Genomic DNA, 26,437 nt, shown 5'->3' with positions numbered 1-26,437 from the left:
ATTTGCTAGGGGTTAACCAATGTACATTGGTCAGTAACACCAAACGGGTTAGCTGGCGGCGCCGCTCCTTCATCAGTCACGTCGTCGGCTGATATATCTAAGGTGTAATTCATTGAGGCTTGCGCCTCACTTCCAGTAGACTGGCCGAAAACGGAAATTACGGCATCGTACCAAACTGCATAGCTGCTTGGGTAACGATACTCTAATTCGGCATAACCATTTTCGTCTGTAACAGCGTTGCCGTTGGAAAAGGTTATTGTTCCCACTAATCCCGGAGTAAGCATCCCGTCACCATTGGTATCTTCATCAGTTGGTGTTGTATCTAATATGCCGTTATCGTTTATGTCTTCGGTAAGACAGTTCTGATTTACTATCGCAATCCACTGGGATTCATCGTCATTGTAGACCCAAAACCCTGTTCGATACTCACCGTTATTAACGTATTTCGCCGGAGTGACAGACGCGGTAAGATTCACACCACTGACTGGTTGTCCAGCTGAGTCGGACACAAAAACACCAAAACGTTTTAGGTACGATGTAGAAGTGGGCTCTTCAATCTCATTACCTGTACCTAGAGAGATATCAAACGCGCGGGCACCGACAGTTAACGTTACTTGGTCTGCAATAGCTTGATCATCGGCAACAAAAGCAGTTATAGCGACAGATTCCAAGGTCGAAACCGAGCCCGATGTAAATACGGTTGTTGCAATCCCTTTACTATCTGTCGTTGCCTGAGACGGTGATACAAAACCGGTAGACACGTCAGAGACAGTAAAGTTAATCACACTATTTTTGACCAGGTTACCATTTACATCTCGAACAACAGCGCTAATTGTGCTGGTTTGACCGTCAGGGCCAAGAATATCAGGTGATGCATCGGCGATAAGTGTATGCGGTGTCGTGGCAATAAACTCAATTTGCGTTAGCGCGGAGACCAAAACATTGCCGCTTCCGTCATTGGCAGACGCTGTGATTGCTGAAATACCAGCATTATTTGCGCTGATATCAATACTTGCTTGGCCATTTGCATCGGTCGTTACCGTAGCATCGCCAGCAATTTGACCGCGAGAAGCACTAAATGTCACGTCTCGACCAACCACAGGCGTATTGTTCTGCCGCCATTGCACGGTAATGGTTTGCGATTGTCCCAATGGCACCTCTTCTTCGGGCAAATCAACAAAGTTAAATTCGTCTTGCTGAACCTGCACCGTAAAGCTTGTTTCAGCATTGAGTGCTGATGCCGTAATCGTGTCTTGACCTGAAGTCGAAGCCGTATAGGTAACGGTAGCTTGACCATTCGCACCTGTATTTACCGTAGTACTGCTCAATGAACCATTAACAGCACTGAGCACAACATTTTGATTGAGTATCAAAGTACCGTCCGAGTCCTGTACGCGAATTGTGTAGTCGACACTGTTATTAAGTATTACTGATGATGCTCCGTTGATTGTTACCTCTGTACCGGCAATCGTGATATCAACAGTTTGCGTAAGACTCCCAGCACCTGCTGTAATGGTGATGGTACGGTTTGATTTGTCGTTTTGCGATGTAAGTACAGCCCTCGCAGTACCATCCGCTGCGGTTTCAGGTTGAATTAATTGAAGCTCAACACCGTCTCCTGTTGCCGCAGAAAAACTCACTTCAACACCTTCCATTAATACGCTTTGTTCATTTTTGACCAGCGCAATAAGCTCCACTTCATCGCTACCGCTCGAGGCAAGTTGAATGCTGTCAGCGAAAAGTTCCAAGGAGGCAGGCTCTTCGCTAACTGTTGTACTTCCTGTCGAGCTGAATGTCGTAGAATCACTCTCACCTGTGGGTAATGTGGCGGTTACTTGACCGTCACCTGACGCACTGCCTACCGCCATACCGATAGTGGCTACGCCATCCTCGTTAGTCAATGCTGTTGCCGTGTCATTAGAGAAAGTGGCTAAGTCGTCGTTGCTTAATGAAAAGGTAAGGAGAAGATCTGCTTGGGGTTCACCTTGAGAGTTAGTAACCGTGGCTACCGCTACCAATGCATTGTTTGTTGATAAGCTATTGTCGGTTTCTCCCGCTGCGTTCTGCAATGTTAACGCCACGGCAATCGATGTTGGGTCTACAGTATTTACCGCGGTGGCGGAAAATGTTGTTCTTCCGGTTTCCCCTGAACTCAATGCTGCAGTAATCTCACCATCTCCAGACGCAGTGCTAGCATTAAGGCGAAGCCTTGCTACACCATTTGCGTTTGTGCGGGCTGTGCCTGTGTCGTTGCCAAATTCAGCGAGTTCAGTATTGCTCAGCGTGAACGTTAAAAGCGCATCTGCAAACGGATTACCGTCTTCATCTGTCACCGTTGCGACCGCAAACAAGCTATTGTCTTCTGATAAGTTATTATCGCTCGTTCCGCTTTCGTTCTCTAAGGATAGTGAAATCGTATACGTTGGGGTTGTTGTACCGCCGCCTCCGGTTCCATTGTCCGTATCATCCCGAGAGACTGACGAACCGCCTCCACCACATGCTGTTAGCATAAATATTGCGCTAATTAAGCTTAGCGTTCTCGCTAATGTCGACATAATTCGTTCCTGAACCTCTTTTATTGACAATTGCGTCGTTTTTTATGTTTAAAAATCAACTGAATCTGGCACACTACGAAAGATTAAAAATATAAAAATGCACAGGAAACATTGATGTCTTCAACTGCACATAAGTATAGTTTAACCGCACGTATCTTTATCGGCATGGCTGCCGGTATCTTGACTGGTGTATTTCTCCAATTGTTATTTGATGATAGCGGAGATTTCGCTTTTTCGATATTCGGTTTCGAGTTCTCAACGTATAACATTCTTGTAGAAGGTATATTTTCGACTCTCGGGCAAATATTTATCGCCAGTTTAAAAATGTTGGTCGTTCCGCTTGTCTTTGTTTCTCTGATCTGTGGTACAAGCACGCTATCTGACCCAAGTAAATTGGGAAGACTCGGTGCAAAGTCTGTCGGACTTTATGTTGTCACAACAGCAATCGCTATCACACTGGCCATGAGTATAGCTTTGGTAGTGTCTCCAGGTGAAGGGCTAAATTTAACAACACAAACAACGTTTGAAGCGAAAGAAGCCCCTAGTTTATCTGACGTTATCGTTAATATGTTCCCAAGCAACCCGATCAATTCGATGGCGCAAGGCAATATGCTACAAATTATTGTTTTTGCCGTACTCTTTGGTATCGCAATGGCAATGACTGGCGACGCTGGTAAGCGCCTGACAGCCATTTTTGAAGACATCAATACCGTTATCATGCGCTTAGTTACTATTATCATGAACCTGGCGCCTTATGGTGTATACGTGTTAATGGCAAAGCTCTTCTCAACCATTGGAGGCGAGACCATACTGAGTTTAGCGAAATATTTCTTCTTGGTGTTTGGCGTGCTTATTCTTCACGGGCTTGTAACTTACTCTGTATTACTCAAAGCGCTAGCTGGTTTGAACCCGCTAATATTAATGAGAAAAATGCGAGATGCAGCACTTTTCGCCTTCAGCACATCAAGTAGCAGTGCCACACTTCCTGTAACCATGGAAACTGCAAAGAATAAACTAGGTGTAGGTAATTCAGTCTCTTCGTTTACCCTACCGCTAGGTGCGACAATTAATATGGATGGCACTGCCATCATGCAAGGTGTGGCAACCGTGTTCATTGCGCAAGTCTATGCTGTAGATTTGAGTTTGAGCGATTACATGATGGTAGTGCTTACAGCTACCCTTGCCTCTATTGGTACCGCTGGCGTGCCGGGCGTGGGGCTTATTATGCTTGCCATGGTGTTGCAACAAGTAAACCTGCCCGTTGAAGGTATTGCCCTTATTATCGGTGTAGACAGACTGCTCGATATGACCCGCACCGCGGTGAACATCACTGGCGATTGTATGGTGTCGTGCGTAGTGGCAAAGAGCGAGGGCGCGCTAGATGAAAGTGTTTATAACGATCCGAAAGCGGGATTGAAACAAGAAGACGTGGACTTCGAGCACTTTGAGAAAAACCAATAGCAGAGGTTTGAAAATCTAGTTAAATAAGGCCAGCGTCGCTGGCCTTTTCTAAAATTAAATAATCATCGATAGCTTAACACCGAAGCCAAGTCGTTTCTCCTGAGAGCCTTCCTTAGGTCCCTAGAGGCTGCCAAGAACTTTCCCCTAAAACTATAAAGTGCAAGCAATTCATACTTTTAATGAAGCGCAGAAGTCGGGGAAATATTTACAGCCTTCTGTGCTGGATACAGCGTAGCCCCTACGCTCAAGAACATAGCAACAACAATAGTCACAACAACATCTTGCCAATGCAGACTCGACGGCAAGAAGTCGATGAAATAGATGTCGCCAGACAATATTTCCACGCCCAACCCTGATTCAATAACACGTACAATATCTGAAAGATTAGGCGCGACTAAAAGCGCAAGTGTCACCCCTACCGTTATTCCGATAAAACCGTTTATAACGCCCTGTAGTACAAATGCATTGCGAATTAAGCTGTCGCTGGCACCCATTGTTTTTAAAATGGCGATAGACGCCTGCTTTTCTCTAACCGCCATGACCAGAGACGAGACGATATTGAAGCATGCAACGGCTATTACCAACGACAATGCAATATAGACAACCGCTCTTACTAATTGGATATCGCTGTATAAATGCCCCTGAGTGCGTGTCCAGTCAGACATATACACCGCTTGTGGATAGCTGTATCCAATATCGCGCATGGTGTCATAAGCAGAAAAAGGGTCCTTCAACGTAAACTGTAGACCTTGAGCTTTAGATGATATCCCAATGGCATTTGAGGCAGTCTCAAGGTGCATGAGGCCTAGCTGGTTATCGAGTTCCCCCCCCACCGACAGTACCCCCGCTATTTCAAGCGTAATGGAACGAGGAGCTTTGAATGTGAGATCATGCGTGGTTTGAGGAATGAGAACCTGCACTTTATCACCCACTTGAAGGCCCATTGAGGAGAAAATTCCTTTTCCAACAATCAAACTGTTACTTTGACGGCTAAACCTCAGCCAATCTTGCGTTGACACTCTTTCAGCATATTTATCCGCTACTTGTTCAACGGGAATACCGGTAACACTGATCGCCTTTAGCTCTCCATTCGACTGAAGCATGCCTGTAAGGCCGGTATAAGGCGTCACACTTGCTAAGCGACTATCCTGAGAAAAGCGATATAACTGCGCTTCAAGATTTTCGATACCACTTTCACTTTTGCTGTAAATTTCACCGTGAGGAACCACGCTCAATATTCTGCCGGTAAGCTCTTTTTCAAAGCCGTTCATCACGCTAAGTAACACGATTAAAACGAAACACCCAAGCCCTATGCCAATGGTCGAGGACATCGAGATAAAAGATATAAAGCGCTGTTGGGACCGGGTTTTCCTAAACTTTTGCGCAAGTTCAAGGGCGAGCATGATGGCTCTCCTTTGGCATGACTTCACTCGCTAGACGGCCATCTTTTATTTTTAATACCCTATCCATTTTTCCCGCTAACGCGATGTCATGGGTCACAACTACAAAAGCAGTACCTTTTTTTTCACTCAAGTTTTTAAGCAGCTTGTAGATTTGCTCCCCAGTGGAATCATCAAGGTTTCCCGTTGGCTCGTCAGCTAAAACAACAGAAGGCTCTGTAACCAAAGCGCGAGCAATGGCTACCCGTTGGCGCTCACCGCCAGACATGGCAGAGGGTAAATGGTCGAAACGATGTGATAAGCCCACTTCTTCCAGCATATCTCTCGCTTTAGCTTCAGCATGTTTTGATGAAAGACCTCTGATACGAAGGGGCATTGCCACGTTTTCCAGAGCTGTGAATTCACCAAGCAAATGATGGAATTGATAAATAAACCCCATTTCGTCGTTGCGAAGTTTTGCCAAAGCATTACTTGATAACTGATTAAGCGCCTTACCTTTAAACTCAACGTCACCGGTTGATGGTTTATCCAAACCACCTAGAATATGCAAAAGTGTACTTTTCCCTGAACCTGAGCTCCCTAATATTGCTACATGCTCACCTGCTTTTATCGCGAGAGAGACATCATGTAGAACGGGTGTGGCGTTGCCACCGTCTTGGTAGGTTTTATTGATATTGCGGCAAATTAGCACGTCTTGCATGCGACTGTTCTTCTAAGTTTTTCAGGCGGTTAATGGTAGCGCTAAACACTACCAACACCAACCGAAAAATGACAGTCATAAAACGCGTCAGAGGGTCTCTTGAACGGTTTTTGCAAGTGCATTGACTGATTGTGGCTTACCGAATAACCAACCTTGCCCAAAACCAATCTTTAACCCTTTCAGCTCATTAAGCTGTTCAAGGTTTTCCACGCCTTCTGCTATCAACTCTACATCAAGGCCATCCGCGATACTGACAATATGAGGAATAAGTGACGAGCGGATGCTGTTTTCTTCCATATCCATGACAAAACTTCGATCAATTTTTAGATAATCACAGTTTAATGTTTTTAACTGGCCTAAATTCGAATATCCAACCCCAAAATCATCAATAGCAAATAGGAAGCCTTTGCTTTTTAGTGACTTAATATGTTTTGCTGCGCTTTGCGTTGCTATTTGCTCGTCTTCGGTTATTTCTAACACTAACTTGAAATTTTTAATGTTCATATCAAGAACAAAATCTAAGTTAAGGCAACTGTCGCGGGTAAAATCGAACGGAAATAAGTTGAACGACACTTTAAACCCTTCGGGAATATCGGGGTTATCGTTAAGATCGTTCATGGCTTTGGTTATCATGTCGACGGTAAATTCCCACGTCATGTCTTGCTCTTTTATTTGGGGAATAAATTCATCCGGGTATATCGGACCAAACTCGTCTTTAAAACGGCTTAATACTTCACAGCCAATAACCTTACCAGACTGTAAGTCTACAAATGGTTGATAAAGTGAGTAAAATTTATGTTCTCGCAGCCCTTTACTCACTCTTGATTCTAATGAACGTCTTCGTCTTAAATAATTAAACGTTATCATATGTGTGAGTGCTGCCGTCATTAGCATCACGAAAACAAATAGCACAAGCTTTCCAAGATGAAGATCTAACACTCTTCCGTGATCAGATTTAACCTGAAGGCATGTACTGGTATAGCGTTCATCACACAAAATAAACTGTAATGAGAAATATCCAGTGCGTGCATCCATGTCCTGCTGACTAAGTGTCGAGTCCACTAAAACTGGGTTTCCAGCCATATGATAAAATTGGTCACCGTTGTAAAAAAGCTGCCAGTCCTGGATGTAGCTGTAGCCAAGGATACTATCCATATCTAACACAGCATTGTAACGGCCTCGCTTTACAATAGTCCCCGTAGCTTGCTTATCAAAAAGCTGCAGCGGCGTGTTGATCCAAAACGCATCATCAAGTTTGGTATAAAAATCAGGCTCATCTGTAGCTAGCGGCTCCTCTAAAATGCCCAGATAGGTGCTGCAAACAAGCGAATCGTCTTGATAAAAACCTATTTCTTTTACAAAGCGAGAGCGAAACAGCGTTTTTCTCATTTCAGCTAGGTTGTCTTTGCCACACGATTCGTATGGAAGTGCATTGAGGTAGTCTAATGTTATTTCTGCATCTCTAAAAACAGCGCGCACATTATTGAGGATCTCTGATGCACGGTTTTCTTCCTGCTCTCGAACAAACAGAAACGTAACAGCGCCAAGCAGTAAGGTGACAGCTACTACGCTGATTAATGAAACGAGAATGGCTTTTAAGTTATCTGCAAGAAAATACTGTTTTTGTTCACTTTTTGTCATAAGTCTTTGCTTCTAGAACATACAGAGCATAACTCTAGTACAACTGTGAAAAAAAGCATTACGACTTTAGCGCATATTATTTTCTAATTTGTCAGTTTTAATGGAGAGAAAATCGGTAAAGCAGAATTTGATAAACGAGGGCTTGGATTAAAAAATAAATGGGAGTATAGAGCAAAGCATTAAGTATAACTTTGGGCGTAGACTACTGCTTTGGAACAGGCTGTTGCTTTGAAAATAACGATGGAATTTCTGAGGAGGATATCTAAAGGCTTCCAAAAATGGCGGAGCGGACGGGACTCGAACCCGCGACCCCCGGCGTGACAGGCCGGTATTCTAACCAACTGAACTACCGCTCCGCATTATGGGAAGCGCGCTTTTTCGATTAATGGCGGAGCGGACGGGACTCGAACCCGCGACCCCCGGCGTGACAGGCCGGTATTCTAACCAACTGAACTACCGCTCCACATAATCGAGATTGCGCTGTATAACTAAATGGCGGAGCGGACGGGACTCGAACCCGCGACCCCCGGCGTGACAGGCCGGTATTCTAACCAACTGAACTACCGCTCCGAAGACCTTTTAGTTATACCATTGAAAGAGTGGCGGAGCGGACGGGACTCGAACCCGCGACCCCCGGCGTGACAGGCCGGTATTCTAACCAACTGAACTACCGCTCCACATCTTCAATGTTATCAGTAAGTTGACTTGGCTTATGTTGCCCTGTCCCCTGACTGCGGCGCAGATAATACGTATTCCCCCATGTGGAGTCAACGCTTTTTATTAATAAAATTGTCATCTGCGGTTTGTTTGCCTGTTAAATAAGCATTATGTCGAAATAAAATTCAATGTGGATAAATTAGCGACGGCCATTCTCTCATACAAATCGATTTGACTAAGCGCCGTCAGAATTTTTCTTCTTTTTAAACATGCCCAATATTTTTTTGAAGCCTTTAGGCTGTGTTTCCATTGTAATATCGGCATCAGTTGTTCGTGTGGGCTGCTTAACCGCAGCTTTCGTCGTTGAACTTGATTGAGCAGTACTTCTTTTCTTACGCACAACAATAATCACAACCGCTGCAATAACACCAATAAGAACAATTGAGCCATTAACGGCAACCAACAACAGCGTTAAGATGCCTTCATCCATTTCATCTTCATCGATTACATTATCTTCAATCGCTGTGTTGTCGGCCATTGGCGCAATGATAGGTGCGCTTCCGTCAACTATCGGGTCTTCCCCATTTATTAACGGGTCTTCAACTTCAGGCTCTACCGGTCCTTCTGCTACAAAACTAAATTCAGGCACATCTAAAATAAAGTCTCTTCCATCAACGGTAGCCCCGTATGCGGTAACTTTTACACGGAAAATGCCTCTTTCGTAGGCTACAATCAGATGCTCTCGTGGTTCGCTACCTCCCTCAGTAAGAGAGAAGTTCTGCATGTCTGCATTAGGGAACTTAACTTTTCCGTCCACCAACAAAGATTCGATGTCTACCAGTTCCCTATCAACGTCAATAATAATTTTATGATAGCCATCGCCGCCACCATTCATCTCAACATTAATTGACACAGGGTTGTCGTGAAGCACGATAGGCGCCCCCTCTTCCTCTCGGGTATACATGGGCGTACTGACTCTGAAGACAGGTTTCCATTCGCCTGCTGCAACTTTTAAATTAAATTGCCCAGTGAAAATACCATCGGCAGGTCGCTCGTCCATTCCCCTCCCATCATCACGAAAGGTGGCGATAGTCTGATCTCCAGTTCCAAAGTTGCCAAAATTAGGGTTGTTGGTACTTTTAAACTCAATATCAAGCTCCACGACGTCTCTGAATTGTTTATGCTCAATTTTTTTACCGTTATTGGTAAGGTAGGCCGTTGATTTCAGGATTTCACCAGCAAACAGTATCTCAGGCAGAGGATCTGCGTGAAGTTCAATATTCGATAAAACCATGACTCGACTTTCTGGTAGCACTTGGCCGACTGCCTGCCATGGCCCTGGTACCGGATCTTTAATTGTGATCATGTCAAAGGTATCAGAATCAAACCACTGGACCTTTTCTTCATCGAAACGGCCTTGAAATAGCTTTGAGCCATCGGGTCTAACTAAAACGACAGGGGCCGAGCCATACTCGCGAAAGAAAACCATAGTGATTTCTTTTACATTGTAGTCAACGCGGAAACGATTCTGTAAGAGTTTGATCGAATTAGTGTAATCGTCGCCTAGCTCGGTAAGGACAGACGTGTCGACAGACTGATTATTTTCTTGAGTAGTTTGAAGCGCGCTGTCAGCAAGCTGGCGCGCAGCGTCTCGCTCATCGTCTTGAGACTGTGCTGCAGCAATAGAGTGAATCAATGATGCTAAAATAATTACCCAATAAAACCACACTCTCACGCTACGCTGCTCCTGCACTCTAATGGTGTGTTAAATATGATGTGAACTAGCAAATACCCGTCCGCTTCTATTACGAACATTTTAACTCTCGCTGACTGAGTAATTATCTATGCGAACTAGTATTAGCCCCCCTCTTCTTGCTGAGGACGCCATAGACATTTCCCCCCCGCCTTTTCAACAATATCTAAGCGAGCTTCATGCTGTGTTAACTCATCGGCGGTAGCTTTAACAACCTTTAATTTATTTGCACTGCGAACGACTCTGCGAATTGCAGTAGAGTCAGTCTCACTGCCTCCTGATGATGCGAGTTTTAATTTAGTTTGGCCACCGGTCATCAACAGATAAACATCGGCGAGTATCTCAGCATCCAGCAAGGCCCCGTGGAGAGTACGGTGGCTGTTGTCTATGCCGTAACGCTTACACAGTGCATCAAGGTTATTTTTCTGCCCAGGATGCATTTGGCGAGCAAGGGTAAGTGTATCCAGAACATCGCAAATTTTGCTGGTAATAACGCCCGACGTTGACGCCTGCATTTTGAATTCATGATCCATGAAGCCCACGTCGAACGGCGCGTTGTGAATAACCAGCTGAGCACCTTTGATGAAACTAACAAATTCCTGAGCAACTTGTGAAAATGTTGGCTTATCGGCGAGAAATTCGTTGGTAATACCGTGAACTTCAATAGCCTCTTGCTCTATATGGCGACCAGGGTTGATATACACATGAAAGTGATTCCCCGTTAATCGGCGGTTTACTAACTCAACACAGCCAATTTCGATAATACGGTGGCCTTCTTTGGGGTCAATACCAGTGGTTTCAGTATCGAGTACAATTTGGCGCATGGAACCTCTACTATAATTACGCTTTCATTTTTTGATAGTATATCAACCCCTTCGCAATCCGCTAAGGGAAAAGACAAGATAAATTAAAGGAAGCGCTGTGGCTCAAAAAACCATCCATATATACACCGACGGTTCGTGTTTAGGTAATCCGGGGCCCGGCGGCTACGGTGCCGTACTCATTTATAAACAGCATAAAAAAGAGCTGAGCGACGGTTTTGCACATACCACAAACAACCGAATGGAGCTTCTCGCGCCTATCGAAGCACTTAATAGTCTTACTGAACCATGTAAGGTAGAGCTTACTACCGACAGTCAATACGTAAAAAACGGCATTAATCAGTGGATCCATAACTGGCGTAAGAATGGCTGGCGTACCTCAGATAAAAAACCAGTAAAAAACGCAGATTTGTGGAAGCGTTTGGATGAAGCGGTTAAAAAGCACGATGTGAATTGGCACTGGGTAAAGGGCCACTCTGGCCACCCGGAAAACGAACGGTGCGATGATTTAGCAAGAGGCGCCGCAGAGGCTAACCCTACGAAGGTAGATGAGGGTTTCGTCAGTAACTAGCATTAGCACAAAGGCTTAGCATGAGCACAAAGGCAAAACGTCTTGGTTTGAAATTACCTCATGCCCGTTTCACCCGATAACGGTTTTGCCCAATCCAATCTATATTTAGAAATAAAGTGGGGCGATATCTCATACGAGATAACGCTCCTTTGAATACCCTAATACCCTCTCTATTTTTAACGCTGGCAAGCAGGCTTCCCAATAGTTTTCCCTACCAAGAAACCACTAATTTCCCTTGGGTATCGTTATTTTCTAATCTGGCATGGGTCTTACTGACCTCATCAATATGATAATGTGTATCGATATTTACCTTTAACTCACCACTTTCGAACGCGGGTAGGCACACAGCCGCAAAATTTCGAATAAGCTCAGCCTTATAATCATCACTGCGATTTCGCAGCGTAGTGCCAATGATTGAGGCACGCTTTCCAAGCAACAACGCCATATCGAGATTATCTGCATAACGTCCTGCCAGCATGGCAAGATTAACCACTTTGCCGTCTTGTTTGAGTACTTTTAGGTTGCGATTAAGGTAGTCCCCTCCCACCATGTCCAGCACCATATCTACACCTTCGGGCCACTCATTATTAAGCACGTCATCGAACGCTTGTTGTTTGTAATTTATTAAGTGTTCCGCACCATTTTGCTCACACAGCGACAGTTTCTCTTTGCTTGATGCCGTTACTGCGCTATGTACACCCCAATAGCGACATAATTGCGTAGCCGCCAAACCAACACCGCTAGCACCGCCGTGAATGAGAGCACGCTGAGCAGGTTTAATGTGCGCTATGGTACGCAAGCATTGAAATGCAGTAAGGAACACCTCGGTAAGACCGGCAGCTTCGAAAAATGGCATTCCTTCAGGGATAGACATAAGGTGAGCGGGGTTTACCAATACTTCCGTTGCGTATCCGCCACCTGCAACTAAGCCAAAGACCTTATCCCCTTCTTTAAACGTACTCACATCACTGGCGACTTCAGAGACCACGCCCGCGACTTCTAAGCCTAAAATTTCACTCTCTCCTGGCGGTGGCGGGTATTTTCCCTGACGCTGAAGAGTATCGGCTCTGTTTACTCCAAACGCCTTTACGTCTACTTTTACTTTACCCTCTGACAAGGAGTAGCCTTGACGTTCATTTACGGTCAGCGCCTCGGGTTTGCATCCTTTTTCGAAATCCACATAGTGCATAGTGATAAATTATCCTTTTCAACAAAAGATTCGGTACGTATTTTCTTGGAGAACAGTTTGGGTTTCTTTCGAGTTTATTCAACACAGAGCACACGAAATTGCGTATAATCGCGGCTATTCGCAGTACCGCATAACACATTACGAGAGCCTATATGTCAGCACAGGTTATATTACAACCATCTAGAGATAAATCACTACGCCGCAAACACCCTTGGGTTTTCGAAAGCGCCGTGGCTGAGTTAAAGGGACGGGCTCGCGTTGGCGATACGGTAGACGTATACGATTCAGAAGGCGACTGGTTAGGCAAAGGCGCATATTCGCCAGAATCAAAAATCCGCGTTCGCATGTGGACGTTTAAGAAAGAGGAAAGCATTGATAATGGTTTCTTTCTGCGCCGTCTAGAAGCCGCTTTAACATTGCGTAAACGCCTTTTTGACCTGAGTAAAACTAATGCTTTTCGTTGGGTTGCCTCAGAAAGTGATGGCCTTCCCGGGATAACAATAGACCTTTACGACAATGTCGCCGTAGTTCAATTGTTAAGCGCTGGCGGTGAGAAACACAGAGATAAAATAGTCTGGGCAATCACAAAGCTTATGCCCGACATTCATATCTATGAGCGAAGCGATGTGGATGTACGAAAAAAAGAAGGGTTAGAGCCTGTGACAGGCGTACTTCATGGCGAACCGCCCATGCAGGTAACGGTTTTAGAAAACGGTATCAACATTGTAGTGGATATCGAAAACGGCCATAAGACGGGTTTTTATTTAGACCAACGAGACAGTCGTGCAGCCGCCGCTCATTACGCAAAAGACGCAGACGTACTTAATTGCTTTAGCTATACAGGTACGTTTTCATGCTACGCCCTATCAGGCGGCGCAAACTCGGTGACCAACGTTGACGTATCTCAACCAGCGCTAGATTTAGCTAAGCATCACATTGCAATAAATGGTTTAGACGAAAACAAAGCGCAATATATCAATAAAGATGTGTTTAAAGCGCTTCGCGAGTATCACGAACAAGGTAAACAGTTTGATATGGTTATTCTTGACCCACCGAAGTTTGTAGATAGTAAAGCAACGTTGAATCGCGCTGCGCGCGGATATAAAGATATCAACATGTACGGGATCCACGCAGTCAAGTCTGGCGGGCTGCTGCTTACGTTTAGCTGTTCTGGGCTAATGCCTGCCGATCTATTTCAAAAGGTCGTCGCCGATGCCGCGCTCGACGCAGGTCGTACCATAAAGATCATCGCACGTTTAAATCAAGCGTCAGACCACCCTATTATCGGAACTTACCCAGAAGGGTATTACCTAAAAGGGCTGGTTTGTGAAGTAACCGACGATTGATACAAAAGCGCCTGTACAGAATATGCACAGGCGCACGTTTATGCTCGTTATTGAAAGAAAATCTTCTCATTGAATGCCGCTGGGCAACACTACATTAGGATGCGAACGTAATTTCTTGGTCTTCAGCTCTCGACGCCATTCCCACAGACATGCTCTTTAATGACGCTCCTTCTTTTCGTGCTTCTAACTTTTTCCAAACCATTTCGTGAAAGTAAAATGCAACCGTATTAATTGCTGGCTCAACAAGCGCAACGGCTCCACCGACTACAACGCTGCCAGTAAGTAAATAGGCGACGGTAAACGCTACGGTGAAGTGCATAACGGCAAAGGTTATAGTTTTCTTCATAGTGATAACTCTCTTAACGTTGAAATCAGAATGCTTTCTTAATATTGAGAATTATTATCAATTAGAAGGTGGTTAGAAAATAGAAAAAATTAAACGTGCTATTCGTTAAAGTAGATGAGAGTGTAGATACTCATTGAAGAGCGAAGAACGATTACTTTGATAGGACAACGCAGTAACAGAACAGCGTAGTAATAGAACAGCCTAATCTGGCCATTCTCTATAGACGAAAACGAAGAAGTGCAACGAAAAAGCTGCATAAAAGCAAAAGCTGCATAGCGGCAATCGCGAAGGCGAAGCGAAAGCCTCGCCAACACATATGCGAAGGTCTTTTATTTCATCTGCGAAATTTCAACGCCTATGATACTGCTCGATTCTGATTCAGGCTCGCAACGTACTACGGTTGCTAACGCTGCTAGAGAAGGTATTTGCGAGCTCGAAGATTCGATCGCAACGCTTACTTGTGTACCTACTTCAATTGAAGGTTCATCTACCTCTAACGACATACCCGTAGCACTGATATCTTTACACAATGCCTGCATGGTCCGGCTCGACTCATCGTCGGTTATTTGCAACTGACACGGCGAATTTACCATCATCCTGAAAAAATTTCGCTTATCGTCGTATCCCAACATCTCTACTTCTCCTGATTTTTAGCACTTCGCTTACGACTACATCTGTTGTTATAGGGGGATGCGCATAACTTGTCAATCTACCTGTTCAATATTTATTCAACAAAACTAAAAACCCTTGATTTCTATTGCTTTGAATTCAATTCAAACGAATGAGGTAAACTGGCTATATTCAGAGGGATAGCTCCTAAAAGTCAGCGAGATACAAGGTGATCCGTTTGGCTGATATTGGATAAGCAGTGCCCAACTGCTGGGCGAATAAAGAAACTCTTAACTCCTCTATCATCCAGCGCACATCATGCAGGTCTTGAGGTACTTTACCTTTCGGATATTTCGCACACGCCTTTTCCCACTCTTTAATCGACTTTTCTACCGTAGCCTGGTGCATTCTGTCTTTGTTCGGATCAATAGGTAATTTCTCAAGACGGCGAGCAAGTCCTTTAATATATCGGTTCCAGTCATCGAGCCTTGGCTCACCAATCTCTGAAACAAAACCAGGGAAAACTAACGATGCTAAGTGCGCTTTACAATCACCTAACGCATTAATCATGGTCAAAGGCACATTACCTTTCATTTGCTTTTGACATTGGTGAGCAAGGGTTAACCCTTGTTCAACCTGTTGTGCTATCTCTAATACTTTGTCGTTGATATTCGCACGTGCAATGTCTAAACATGCTTCAAAATCAGCTTTATTGCGGATATCTGTATTGTTAGCTTTGCTATATTCGGTCACTATGGCATCAATACCAGCAAAAATGCAGTCATCGATTAACGCTTTTATCTGGCCAAACGGATTAAAATACAGGCCGAGTTTAGCTTTATTGGGAAGCTTGCTTTGCAGGTAGTTAAGTGGCGATGGCATGGCATTTTTAATCAACACATTAACGCCCTGTTTGTGCAGTACTTGAGCTTTGTCTGCCTCTTCAATTAGAGCAATGTCGACCTTTTCACCTTTTTGAACCAGTGCAGGGAAAGCTTGCACTTCAAACCCACCGACTTTTTGGACGAACGTCTCAGGTAAGCTTTCAAAATCCCATTGCTCTATGTTGCTACGCTCTAATTCTGGGGTCGCGGCCTTCTCAAAAGTTTGTTTCACCTGACCTGCGCACTGCTGTTTGAGTGCATGAAGGTCATCACCTTTGGCAATATCGTCACCGCTGTCATTGACCACGGCGAAGTGCATTTTTAAATGCTTATCAAGCTGTGACAGGTTCCACTCTTCGCTTTCAATAACAACCCCTGTCATCTTGCGCAGTTTATCGGTAACGGCATCAAGTATAGCTATGGGGCGGTTGTTCTTGTCTGTCTCGCTTATATCAGCAAGGCACGCCTCTGCAAAGTTGGGGGCCGGAACAAAATTGCGGCGAAGGCGTTTCGGCAAGGTTTTAATTAAACCAACGATTAAATCGTGCCTCAACCCTGGCACTAACCAGTCGAATCCGACGTTATCTACCTGATTAAGCACAGGCAGTGGAATAACTACGGTAACACCATCATCTTCAGCGTTGGGCTCAAAGTTGTAACGCAGCGGTAAAGTAATGTTGCCTTGACGCCATACATCCGGAAAAGCATTGGCTACCGATTGACCTGGCTGCTGACGATAAACGTCTTCTTCCTTAAAAGTTAAGCCGTCATTGCTACCGTGCTGTCTAAACCATTTTTTAAACGCAGCATCGTTGTTCGCTTCAACAGGAATACGCTTCGCGTAAAAGCTAACTAGTTCCTCGTCATCAACAATGAGGTCGCGCCTACGGGTCTTTTGTTCAAACTCATCCGCTTGTTCAAGTAACGCCTGATTATCTTGCAAAAAGCTATAATTTAGCTTGGTATTACCTTCAACCAAGGCTTCTCGAATAAACAACTCGTGACAGATTGCCGGGTCGATGAGACTGTATACCTTGGCCCGCTTCATCACGATTGGTAGGCCAAACAGCGTAACTTTTTCAAACGCGATAACCGCTCCGCGCTTTTTCGACCAGTGCGGTTCAGAATAACTTCTTTGCACCACGTGTTCCGCTAAGGGCTCAACCCATGCGGGATCTATTTTCGCCACTACTCGGGCAAAGAGCTTAGACGTTTCAACGAGTTCGGCCGCCATCACCCATTTTGGCTGGGACTTTGATAAGCCAGAACCAGGAAAAATGAGGAAACGAGAATTGCGCGACCCCATGTACTCGCGCTCTTTGTCTTTAAAGCCCATGTGTGACAACAAACCGCTGGCAATGGCTTGGTGAATAGCCTGATAGTCTGCTTCTTGCTTCGAAATACCAAAACCTAGCTCAGCGATAGATTTTTTAAGCTGGCTCACAATGTCCTGCCATTCACGCATGCGCAGATAGTTAATAAAGTTCTGCTTACACCATTTACGTAATTGGTTTTGACTAAGCGAATTTTGTTGCTCTCTGAACGCTACCCACAAGTTGTAAAGACTTATAAAGTCAGAGTCTTTGTCGTGGTATTCACTGTGTTTCTCGTCCGCTTGCTGGCGTTTTTCCTGCGGGCGCTCCCGTGGGTCTTGGATAGAAAGTCCCGCCGCTATCACCATCACTTCACTTAACGCGTTGGTGCGTTCGGCTTCAATCACCATACGTGCATAGCGCGGATCGATAGGCAATCGTGCCACTTGGCGCCCTAACGAAGTAAGCTGCATTTTGCCTTGCTGCTTGCCCTTCCCTTTAGTTATTGCCTGAATTTCTTCAAGCAGGCGAAAGCCATCGTTAATGTTGCGATTGTCCGGTGGCTGAACAAAAGGAAAAGCGGCAATATCGCCTAAGCCCAAGGCGAGCATTTGCAAAATAACCGATGCTAAGTTGGTACGCAGAATTTCAGGGTCGGTAAATTCTGGACGCCCTAAATAGTCGTCTTCACTGTATAAACGAATACAAATACCGTCTGAAACACGGCCGCATCGTCCTGCCCGCTGGTTTGCTGATGCTTGTGAAATTGGCTCAATAGGTAGGCGCTGCACTTTGCTTCTGGCGCTGTATCGTGAAATACGCGCAAAGCCTGGGTCTATAACGTATTTGATACCAGGCACAGTTAACGAGGTTTCTGCCACGTTGGTCGCAAGCACGATTCGTCTGCCGCTGTGTGACTGGAAAATACGGTTTTGCTCTGCAGCCGATAGCCTTGCGTAAAGGGGCACGATTTCAGTATTGCGATAATGCTGCTTGCTAAGGGCATCCTGCGTGTCCCTGATTTCACGCTCGCCGCTTAAAAACACCAAAATATCACCTGGTGCCTCGCGCATAAGTTCGTCAACGGCATGGACGATAGCATCGCTTTGGTCCATGTCCTCATCAATATCTTCAGGGGCGTGATAGCGAATTTCTACCGGATAAGTACGACCGCTTACTTCGATAATTGGCGCATTATTGAAGTGTTTTGAAAAGCGTTCAGGATCGATAGTAGCGGACGTGATGATAAGCTTTAACTCAGGGCGCTTATCTAAAAGCTGACGCAAATAGCCCAGTAAGAAGTCGATATTAAGGCTACGCTCGTGGGCTTCATCGATTATGATAGTATCGTATTGATTTAAAAAACGATCCTGCTGCATTTCAGCAAGCAGCATACCGTCAGTCATCAGTTTTACGTAGCTTCGCTCACTAACCTGATCGCTAAAGCGAATTTTAAAGCCTACCTTCTCACCTAAAGGGGTATTTAGCTCTTCGGCGATGCGGGTAGCAACGCTTCGCGCCGCCAATCGTCTAGGCTGGGTATGGGCAATCATGCCGCTAACACCACGGCCTAATTCCAAGCAGATTTTTGGCAGCTGGGTGGTTTTACCTGAACCGGTTTCACCAGCAACAATTACTACCTGATTATTAGCAATGGCCTCTTTGATATCTTCTTTCTTATCGCTCACCGGCAGCGGTGGGTACTCTACCTTAGGTAAATTTGCCTTCCGCCAACTGCGCTTTTCTATCGATGCTTCAATATCGGCGTTTAGCTTTTCAAACTGTGCCCGTAAATTGTCTTCGTTAAGCACACTCTCATTTTGTGATTCATCACTGGCTGGCTTAAGCGTGCTTTTATTTACCGAACCGCCGTTTTTGGCTTGCTCTTTATTACCCAAAGACGCGCCATTTGCTTTTTGCATAAGTTGCGTTATGCGGCGCTTTAGACGAAATTTATCGGCGCTTAAGCAGTCATCAAGTTTGTTATAGAGAGGTTTTATTGCAAGTGGTGAAGACAAAGTTGCATCCTACAGAGTTTTTCTATACGTCAATAAAATTCGGGCGGTGATCCTAGAAGATACCGCCCTAAAAAGCTAGTGTGTTAAGCGTTACGTGATTTTAAGCGCTTTGGGTTAGTTCATCGTTTTGGGGGGTTTTAAAACGGGGGAATCCAAACCAAATCGCCGCTACGCCAAACACAAATATGAGCATGGGGTACCAGCAGTAAGGCGTGATGGCTAAAGGTGAAATCCCCACTACCGCAGCAGCACTTAAGAGCTGCGCTCCGTAGGGCACTAAACCTTGAAAACTGCATGAAAAGATATCCAGCAATGATGCGGTACGACGAGGGTCAACGCCGTACTTTTTATTCAAATCTTTAGCAATCGGGCCTGCGGTAACAATCGCGATAGTGTTGTTCGCGGTGGTGATATCCAGAAAGCTGACTAAACCAGCAATACTAAACTCTGCACCCTTTTTAGACGTTACTCTGCGCGTTAAACGTTCAATTAACCAAGCAATGCCGCCATTGGCGTGCATAAGCGCTACAATGCCTCCTATGGTAATGGCAATCATCGCCAAGTCTTGCATCCAGCCCATCCCCTTTTGAATGCTTTGCATCATCGAGAGCATGGTAAAGCTTTCTTGCACCAATCCAACAACACAGGCACTAGCAATACCAACCGCCAAAACGCTGATAACATTAAATCCGGTGAGCGCGAAAGCAATAATGCACAGATAAGGAACTATGCGCCAGAAATCATAGCTGCCACCTTCAACGATACCTGATGTGTCTACATCGACCATAAGCAGTAACCCCATGGTAACGATGCAGGCTGGCACGGCAACCATTAAGTTCGCCCTAAACTTATCTTTAAGCTGCACTCCTTGGGTACGCGTTGCAGCAATGGTGGTATCTGACACGAACGACAAGTTATCACCAAACATAGCGCCACCTACGACAATACCTAGCGCCATTTCCACCGGCAGACCTAAGCTTGTGGCAAGGCCTGCACCTATAGGAGATAACGCGGTAATGGTGCCCATCGACGTGCCCATAGAAAATGATATAAAACAGCAAATCAAAAACAGGCCTGGCAATATCAGTGCCGAGGGCACAAATTGCAGCGCCATATTCACCGTGGCATCCCGTGCACCAATATCAATGGTCACCGCATAAAACGCGCCGGCCAATAGGAATATGAGCACCAAGAGAATAATATTTTTATCACCGCCCCCTTTACAAAAAGTCTGAACTTTTTCAGAGAAACTAATCTTTTTCCCTTTCGGATTTAAACACAAGCCATACCCAGCGCTTATAAAAAACGCCACTAAAATTGGCATTGCTGTAATGTCGTTCGTAGTGATCCCCGTAACGACGACAAGAACCACAAAAAGCAGTATTGGCGTTAGACCCATCGCATTGGGCAATACAGAAGGTGGTGCAGTAGCGTTATTTTCGCGCACAGGAAAACTCTCTTTTGATTTTATACTTATCTACAAGTGATTAGCGACAACGGTGCCGTCTTGGATTTGGCCTTTCTGGATCGCAAATAAACAGACAATCTAAGCACTTAAGACCTTTACACGCATGGTTTGCTGCAGCTTTAGCAGATATTACATCAATTTTTACGTTAATAATGTAGCGCGATAAACATTGCGTCTTTCATAATTTAAGAACGTAAAAACATAAGCGGGAGAGGATAAAAGTTTTTAGCGCTATTGAAAAGGGAATTACTCGGGTTTACACAAGTTACGTGTTTAAGAGTCTTAGCTCACTCGGGGTTTTGCCCGTTAGCCGCTTAATTGTACGGCGAAAATTAGGTAAATCGTTGATACCCATTTTACTGGCCGCCTCTTCGTTATTGGCTTTATATACAGACAGCAAAATTAACGCGTAGTTGCGCCAGACTTCTTCTGATAATTGACGATAGCTGGTATTGAACTCTTTCAACTTGCGCTTGAGTGTAGCTGGGCTAATGGTTAAATTTTTGGCAAGCTCGGGCAGAGTACTTCCCGAATGCCCCGCTCTTATCGATTGGTAGACATGACTTCTTACATAGTCAGAAAGTGAAATAAGTGGGGGAAGTGTGAGGCCAGCATGCGTTGCTAATGCAGGCTCATTGGTTATATCCGATGCACTATTAATAGACGCTGACAGTGATTCATGTAACGCGCTTTTTTCAATGCTAATACTGCTGACTGGACAATTAAAGGTAAGTTTAAGTCCTAAATGAGTTTCAAAATCAGCGATATTTTTTGGCCGTGGGCAGGTAAAAGAAAAAGAAGCCGGAACCCGTCGTTTACCGATACCTTTTAAAAGGGCAATTAAGGTGGCAAATCCTACTTCGCTGAAAAACTGTGCCATTTTCACATTGGCCGGGGTAAATTGAGGGACCAAAATTATCTTACCGTGAATATCAAAGCGCTGATATTGACATAAGGGCATACTGCTCCATCGAAATGCCTGATGCTGTACAAGGTGAGTCAGCAGTCCCTGCAGCGTATCGCAGGTTTGCAAAACGTGTAAAGGGCTGCGCAACCACTGCGAGGCTAACGCATTGCCCAGTAGAAAGCTGACGTCTGCGCCTTTTGTTTGACTTTGAACATTGGCAAGTAGTGACTGGTATTGTTTAATACTGATCAACGAATTAGGCTGCAGCGTGTCTTCAAAAATACCTGTGCCCCTGAACAACTTGTTTTTGTTCGCGCCACGGGTAATTGAAACGTCAAGTACAGCCTTAACCAACCAATAACCCGCAATGACCTTATCGTGTATTGACTGCACAACATCAGAACTAGCAAAGACATCCACGCAAAATGCATCGACATTATCTATTGTAGTGTTTTTTGCTGTGTCTTTTGCAGAGCCCCCCATACCAGCATTGCGTTTTACATCAATATCCATTGAAGCTAGCTCAGACGAACGCTTCTTGCTTTCACAAAGCGTATCGCTGCCGTCATCGAGTAATGACGGTGTCGCTTCTGCTGGATAACTTGGTATGCTCAATTCCATCTGGCCTTTGCTGCGCTAAAAATCGCTTTTTTATTCATTATATTGTCGATTACGCGGCGCTTTTTTGGGGCCGTTCAAGTTCAAAAAGCATTGCGTTTAAGACTGCGGAAAGCTTCTGATTGGGCAACAGCGTTACGTGCGTACTTCGGGCCGTCGTATAAATCGCATTAGCGTTTAAATTGTGTCTGAAAGCGAGGTGCTGAATACTGACCTTTATCTCATTAATAATGATATCGGCCTGAGTCGGCGACACATCCGGTAAAAGAATAGCAAAGCGATCGCCAGCATAGCGGCAAGCTAGGTCATGTTGACGCAAGTTCATTACCACAAGCTGGGCAATTTCGTGGAGATACCGGTCTCCTTCCGCGTATCCATATTGCTGGTTAAACACGGAGAAATTGTTGATATCTATGATGGCGAGCACAGCTGTTTTATTAACTTGCTGGAGCTTGTAAATTTGTTCTTTCCAGTATTCTGCGCGATAAAGCTGGGTTATCGGGTCAATTTTGTCATGATCGCGATAGTCCCATTCACGGCGTCTTAGCTGCAAATTGAGCGCTCTCTGTTCAAGATGCCACTGGTAAAGGGCAGCTGTCATCACCACCATTCCAACGGCTGCAGGGTAAGACTCTATCATGCTTATCCAATGTGCACTTTCAGGGTAATGTAAAAACTCATCCAAAAAATCTAAGGTAGCCGAGAACAAGAAGAATCCCAGCCCAAAAACAAGAAGGCTTGTAACTTTACCGGGCGGTCGGCTGGCAAGTGCTGCGAGTATCCAAGCAAGCGTAAGTAAGACAATACTTCCCTCCCCTACGATATCTAACCCTGAAATGTCAGCACTTTGTTTGGCGTTACCGACAGAAAATGATAAACACATAGCAAATGCGACAACGCTAATGGTAAATGCGAGCCACAATTTATGATGTCCAAACTGGGTATTATTGGTAAAGGTAAACATAATGCCTCTTGGTATCTCTTAATATTTTGCACACTGCAAACTGTTCTACTGTTGATAAGCGCGCTAGGTTGCGTAGACCTTGTTAGTCAAGCACAGAAAAATCGTTATCAAATGCCGCCACGAAGCGTTGACTTTTCAAGGTTGAAGCGTGGAGTCTTGCCTAAATAAGTTCGCAGTGTCGAGGGTCAGTTTGGCTCATCAATGTGACATCTTCATGGCAAATATTTCTACCCCTGTCTTTATTTCGCAAAAAAACCATTAAAATCATAATCATAAGAAAGGGTCAATTTAGCTCAAAAAATTCTTGTCGCTAGGGTTTTAACCGGTACGTCTTTTTACAAACATCAAATCGTCATATAACTGTCATGCGGGATTCTTAGGGTACTCTCTCGTTAACTTAGCACTTACTAAACACTCCTTTTGACTGCTTAATTGATTGGAAAACAAATGAAAATTAAAACCGCGTACTCTTCTCTTGCACTTGCTTGCGTTACGGCACTAGGCCTAAGCATTGCTTCACCTGCTATGGCGGCTGATGGTGTTATTATTGGCTCAGTAAAAGATGCCGCCAAGGCTCGAAGCTATGCCGGCGCACGAATCAAACTTATCGAGCTAGGCCTTACCACTGAAGCAGGCAGAGACGGCACGTTTCGCTTCCCTTCTATCCCTGAAGGCACTTACACCTTAGAAATCTCTTATCTTGGTGAAGATACCGTCACGCAAACGATTAACGTGACAGACAATGGTATTGCCCGCGCTGCCGTCGAATTTGGTAGCGGCGATACCATTGATGAGATTCTGGTGCGAGGTCAACGAAGCGGACAGGCAAGCGCCATCAACCAGCAGCGCGTATCTGACCGTATCTCATCTATTGTTTCGGCAGACGCTATTGGTCAATTTCCTGACCAGAACGCTGCGGAATCCCTACAACGTCTGCCCGGCCTTTCTATAGAACGTGACCAAGGCGAAGGTCGCTTTGTAGGAATTCGCGGTATCGACCCCAACCTTAATAACGTAACCATCAACGGTTTGAATATTCCTTCTCCAGAGTCTGGCGTGCGCTCTGTTGCACTTGACGTTATTCCTTCTGAACTTATTCAAACATTAGAAGTATCGAAATCTGTTACGCCAGATATGGACGGCGACGCCATCGGTGGCTCGGTGGCGGTAAAAAGCGTAAGCGCCTTCGATAAAGCCCGTGATACCGCAAGCGTCACCGTTCAAGCAAGTCAAAACGATTTAGTGGATAAAACCAGTCCAAAGTTGTCCGGTACTTTTACTAAAAAACTTTCATCTGAATGGGGTGTGGCCGGCGCTATCTCTTACTTTGACAGAGACTTTGGCTCGGATAACGTTGAAAGTAACGGTGATGACGAGCTTGAGCAACGTGACTACACAATCACTCGCGAACGTTTAGGTAGTGCACTAAACATTGATTTTCGCCCCGACTTCAACAACCAGTATTTCCTTCGCACACTATATAGTGAATTTTCTGATGACGAATACCGTCAAGGCAACATTTTCACTTTTGACGGTGAAGACTCGGAAATAGAAAGAGAAAGTAAAGATCGTTACGAAAGTCAAAGCATCTTTACAGTGGCACTAGGTGGTGAGCACCAATTAGACACGTGGAGAGCAAACTGGCAACTTGGTTATGCAAAGTCTGATGAAGACGAACCAGACGCTTTGTACTATGTCTTTAAAACAGAAAACGACAGCATTAGCGCTGATTTAAACACCATGCGCCCAACAGTGTCGCAAAACGCTGATGCAATGGACTTATCTACCTATGAAGTAGATGAAATCAGTTTTGAAGATAACTACACCAAAGATACCGAAACCAGTATTAAATTTGACGCATCACGCCCTGTTAACCTGGGTGGGTACATTGGTGAATTCAAATTCGGTTCAAAATACCGCAGCCGAGAAAAAGACAGAGACAGCAGCATCACGATTTTTGATGGTGACTTTGACGGGCTAGATGCCTCTCAGTTTGGTACTGCTAGCCCTGAGTATGCACTTGGTGACTTCGGCCCTGGGCTGAACCGCGGCGTAATGCGCAGCTACTTTAACGATAACCGCTCAAGCCTTGAAGTAGACAGCCTTAATTCAGAAGTTGAATCTCGCGGTGCCACGTATGTAAATGAAGAAGATATTTTTGCCGCCTACGTAATGGGCAGCGTTGATATTGAAAAGCTTCACTTGGTCGCCGGTGTTCGCTATGAGCGTACCGACTTTTCAACGTCAGGCATGCGCGTAGAGCTAGTTGAAAACGAGCAAACCGATGTAGAAGAAGTGGTCAACACACCATGGGAAGCTGAACGCGATTATGACTACTGGCTACCGAGTGTAAACGCCAGATATACGTTTTCTGACAAGCTACAGCTTCGTGCCGCCTACACGCAAACCATTTCACGTCCAAAATTTGAAGATGTGGCTGCGTTTCAAATTATCGAAAGTAAAACCGAAGAAGACGATGGCGTATTCGTTACGGAACGTGAGGCAGAAGTGGGCAACCCAGAGCTTCAGCCTTATGAAGCACAAAACGTTGATTTGTCACTTGAATACTACCCTGGTGACATTGGCGTAATTTCGGCAGGATTGTTCTACAAGAACATTGACAACTTTGTTGTGTATGCAGATGTTGCGGGTACCACCGGCTGGGAAGGCTTTGAAGAAGTTATTCAGCCAATTAATGGCAACTCTGCTGACTTAACTGGTTTGGAACTTTCTTGGGTCAAAGCCTTCAATAACGGGTTTATTGTATCTGCCAACGCAACGTTCACCGACTCTGAGGCCACCACGTTCTTAGATGGCGAAACGTTCGAAACACAGTTACCTAACCAATCAGATCGCATTGGTAACTTGACCATTGGTTACGAAGCGAATGATTTCAGCGTACGTCTTGCCACTACGTATAAAAGTGAAAACTTTGAAGAAATTGATGGTGATATGTTGAGATTTGAAGATGACCACGTACAGATTGATTTCATGGCCCGTTATTACATTAACGACAGCATGCAGGTGTATTTCAACGGCATTAACCTAGGTGACGAGCCTTTCTATAACTACTTTGATACGCGTAGTCAAAACGCGCAGTACGAAGAGTATGGCCGTACCTTCGAGCTAGGTTTTACTTGGCAGCTTAACTAGTCACTTTTATTTGTTGTTAATGTTCAGTTGTTCGCAAGCTTCTATCGTGGGGCTTGCGTCATC

The 26,437-nt window shown here is 44.9% G+C and carries 17 protein-coding genes and 4 tRNA genes; 4 read left to right on the top strand and 17 right to left on the bottom strand.

Features of this window, described 5'->3' with window-relative positions; translation table 11 throughout:
* Positions 1-5: 5 nt before the first annotated feature.
* Positions 6-2,555, bottom strand: a complete 2,550-nt coding sequence (locus C6Y39_RS09520) for an Ig-like domain-containing protein (protein ID WP_105931028.1) — start codon at positions 2,553-2,555, stop codon at positions 6-8.
* A 114-nt stretch (positions 2,556-2,669) separates the two neighbouring features.
* Between C6Y39_RS09520 and C6Y39_RS09515 the strand changes: the two genes are divergently transcribed.
* A complete protein-coding gene (locus C6Y39_RS09515) occupies positions 2,670-4,016 on the top strand; it encodes a dicarboxylate/amino acid:cation symporter (RefSeq protein WP_105931027.1) in 1,347 nt (448 codons plus the stop codon).
* A 176-nt stretch (positions 4,017-4,192) separates the two neighbouring features.
* Here the strand turns inward: C6Y39_RS09515 and C6Y39_RS09510 are convergent, their stop codons facing one another.
* The 9 genes from C6Y39_RS09510 to dnaQ all read right to left on the bottom strand — a co-directional run bounded on the left by C6Y39_RS09510 (position 4,193) and on the right by dnaQ (position 10,991).
* Entirely contained in the window at positions 4,193-5,419 is a 1,227-nt protein-coding gene (locus tag C6Y39_RS09510) for a lipoprotein-releasing ABC transporter permease subunit (RefSeq protein ID WP_105931026.1), read from the bottom strand.
* On the bottom strand, positions 5,406-6,116 hold the full coding sequence (lolD, locus tag C6Y39_RS09505) for a lipoprotein-releasing ABC transporter ATP-binding protein LolD (protein ID WP_105931025.1): 711 nt from the start codon (positions 6,114-6,116) through the stop codon (positions 5,406-5,408). Before lolD ends, C6Y39_RS09510 begins: the two co-directional genes overlap by 14 nt.
* An 87-nt stretch (positions 6,117-6,203) precedes the next feature.
* A complete protein-coding gene (locus C6Y39_RS09500) occupies positions 6,204-7,757 on the bottom strand; it encodes an EAL domain-containing protein (protein WP_105931024.1) in 1,554 nt (517 codons plus the stop codon).
* A gap of 279 nt (positions 7,758-8,036) precedes the next feature.
* Positions 8,037-8,113: transfer RNA gene (locus C6Y39_RS09495), tRNA-Asp, on the bottom strand.
* Between the two features lie 30 nt (positions 8,114-8,143).
* Positions 8,144-8,220: transfer RNA gene (locus tag C6Y39_RS09490), tRNA-Asp, on the bottom strand.
* A gap of 30 nt (positions 8,221-8,250) precedes the next feature.
* Positions 8,251-8,327: transfer RNA gene (locus C6Y39_RS09485), tRNA-Asp, on the bottom strand.
* A gap of 30 nt (positions 8,328-8,357) precedes the next feature.
* Positions 8,358-8,434 (bottom strand) — tRNA-Asp (locus tag C6Y39_RS09480).
* A 215-nt stretch (positions 8,435-8,649) separates the two neighbouring features.
* Complete coding sequence (locus C6Y39_RS09475; RefSeq protein ID WP_105931456.1) at positions 8,650-10,149, bottom strand: TIGR03503 family protein; 1,500 nt, start codon at positions 10,147-10,149, stop codon at positions 8,650-8,652.
* A gap of 122 nt (positions 10,150-10,271) precedes the next feature.
* Positions 10,272-10,991, bottom strand: coding sequence for a DNA polymerase III subunit epsilon (dnaQ, locus tag C6Y39_RS09470; protein ID WP_105931023.1), 720 nt, complete (start codon positions 10,989-10,991; stop codon positions 10,272-10,274).
* A gap of 97 nt (positions 10,992-11,088) precedes the next feature.
* Here dnaQ and rnhA point away from each other — a divergent pair, with 97 nt between their 5' ends.
* Positions 11,089-11,559: a ribonuclease HI gene (gene rnhA, locus C6Y39_RS09465; RefSeq protein WP_105931022.1), complete on the top strand. Its 471-nt coding sequence runs from the start codon at positions 11,089-11,091 to the stop codon at positions 11,557-11,559.
* A 211-nt stretch (positions 11,560-11,770) separates the two neighbouring features.
* Here rnhA and C6Y39_RS09460 read toward each other — a convergent pair whose 3' ends face one another.
* Positions 11,771-12,748 (bottom strand): NAD(P)H-quinone oxidoreductase, encoded by a 978-nt coding sequence (locus tag C6Y39_RS09460; protein WP_105931021.1) that lies wholly within the window; start codon positions 12,746-12,748, stop codon positions 11,771-11,773.
* Between the two features lie 152 nt (positions 12,749-12,900).
* Here C6Y39_RS09460 and C6Y39_RS09455 point away from each other — a divergent pair, with 152 nt between their 5' ends.
* Positions 12,901-14,094, top strand: a complete 1,194-nt coding sequence (locus C6Y39_RS09455; RefSeq protein WP_105931020.1) for a class I SAM-dependent rRNA methyltransferase — start codon at positions 12,901-12,903, stop codon at positions 14,092-14,094.
* A 94-nt stretch (positions 14,095-14,188) separates the two neighbouring features.
* On the opposite strand, the gene C6Y39_RS09450 is transcribed toward C6Y39_RS09455, so the two are convergent.
* From C6Y39_RS09450 to C6Y39_RS09425, 6 genes are all read right to left on the bottom strand, one after another.
* Positions 14,189-14,440, bottom strand: coding sequence for a DUF2061 domain-containing protein (locus C6Y39_RS09450; protein WP_105931019.1), 252 nt, complete (start codon positions 14,438-14,440; stop codon positions 14,189-14,191).
* Between the two features lie 329 nt (positions 14,441-14,769).
* Positions 14,770-15,072 carry a PilZ domain-containing protein gene (locus tag C6Y39_RS09445; RefSeq protein WP_105931018.1) on the bottom strand — a complete coding sequence of 101 codons (303 nt, stop codon included), beginning with the start codon at positions 15,070-15,072 and terminating at the stop codon, positions 14,770-14,772.
* 184 nt (positions 15,073-15,256) lie between these two features.
* Positions 15,257-19,264 (bottom strand): ATP-dependent RNA helicase HrpA, encoded by a 4,008-nt coding sequence (gene hrpA, locus C6Y39_RS09440; RefSeq protein WP_105931017.1) that lies wholly within the window; start codon positions 19,262-19,264, stop codon positions 15,257-15,259.
* A gap of 100 nt (positions 19,265-19,364) precedes the next feature.
* Positions 19,365-20,711, bottom strand: coding sequence for a Na+/H+ antiporter NhaC family protein (locus tag C6Y39_RS09435; protein ID WP_105931016.1), 1,347 nt, complete (start codon positions 20,709-20,711; stop codon positions 19,365-19,367).
* 286 nt (positions 20,712-20,997) lie between these two features.
* Positions 20,998-22,260: an AraC family transcriptional regulator ligand-binding domain-containing protein gene (locus tag C6Y39_RS09430; RefSeq protein ID WP_105931015.1), complete on the bottom strand. Its 1,263-nt coding sequence runs from the start codon at positions 22,258-22,260 to the stop codon at positions 20,998-21,000.
* A 49-nt stretch (positions 22,261-22,309) separates the two neighbouring features.
* Complete coding sequence (locus C6Y39_RS09425) at positions 22,310-23,221, bottom strand: diguanylate cyclase domain-containing protein (protein WP_105931014.1); 912 nt, start codon at positions 23,219-23,221, stop codon at positions 22,310-22,312.
* 447 nt (positions 23,222-23,668) lie between these two features.
* Here C6Y39_RS09425 and C6Y39_RS09420 point away from each other — a divergent pair, with 447 nt between their 5' ends.
* Positions 23,669-26,374, top strand: a complete 2,706-nt coding sequence (locus tag C6Y39_RS09420; protein ID WP_105931013.1) for a TonB-dependent receptor — start codon at positions 23,669-23,671, stop codon at positions 26,372-26,374.
* Positions 26,375-26,437: the final 63 nt, after the last annotated feature.

Source organism: Alteromonas gracilis (assembly GCF_002993325.1).
GTDB lineage: Bacteria > Pseudomonadota > Gammaproteobacteria > Enterobacterales > Alteromonadaceae > Alteromonas > Alteromonas gracilis.
The sequence above is the reverse complement of the archived record's forward strand: the minus strand, read 5'-3'. Positions and strand labels throughout refer to the sequence as shown.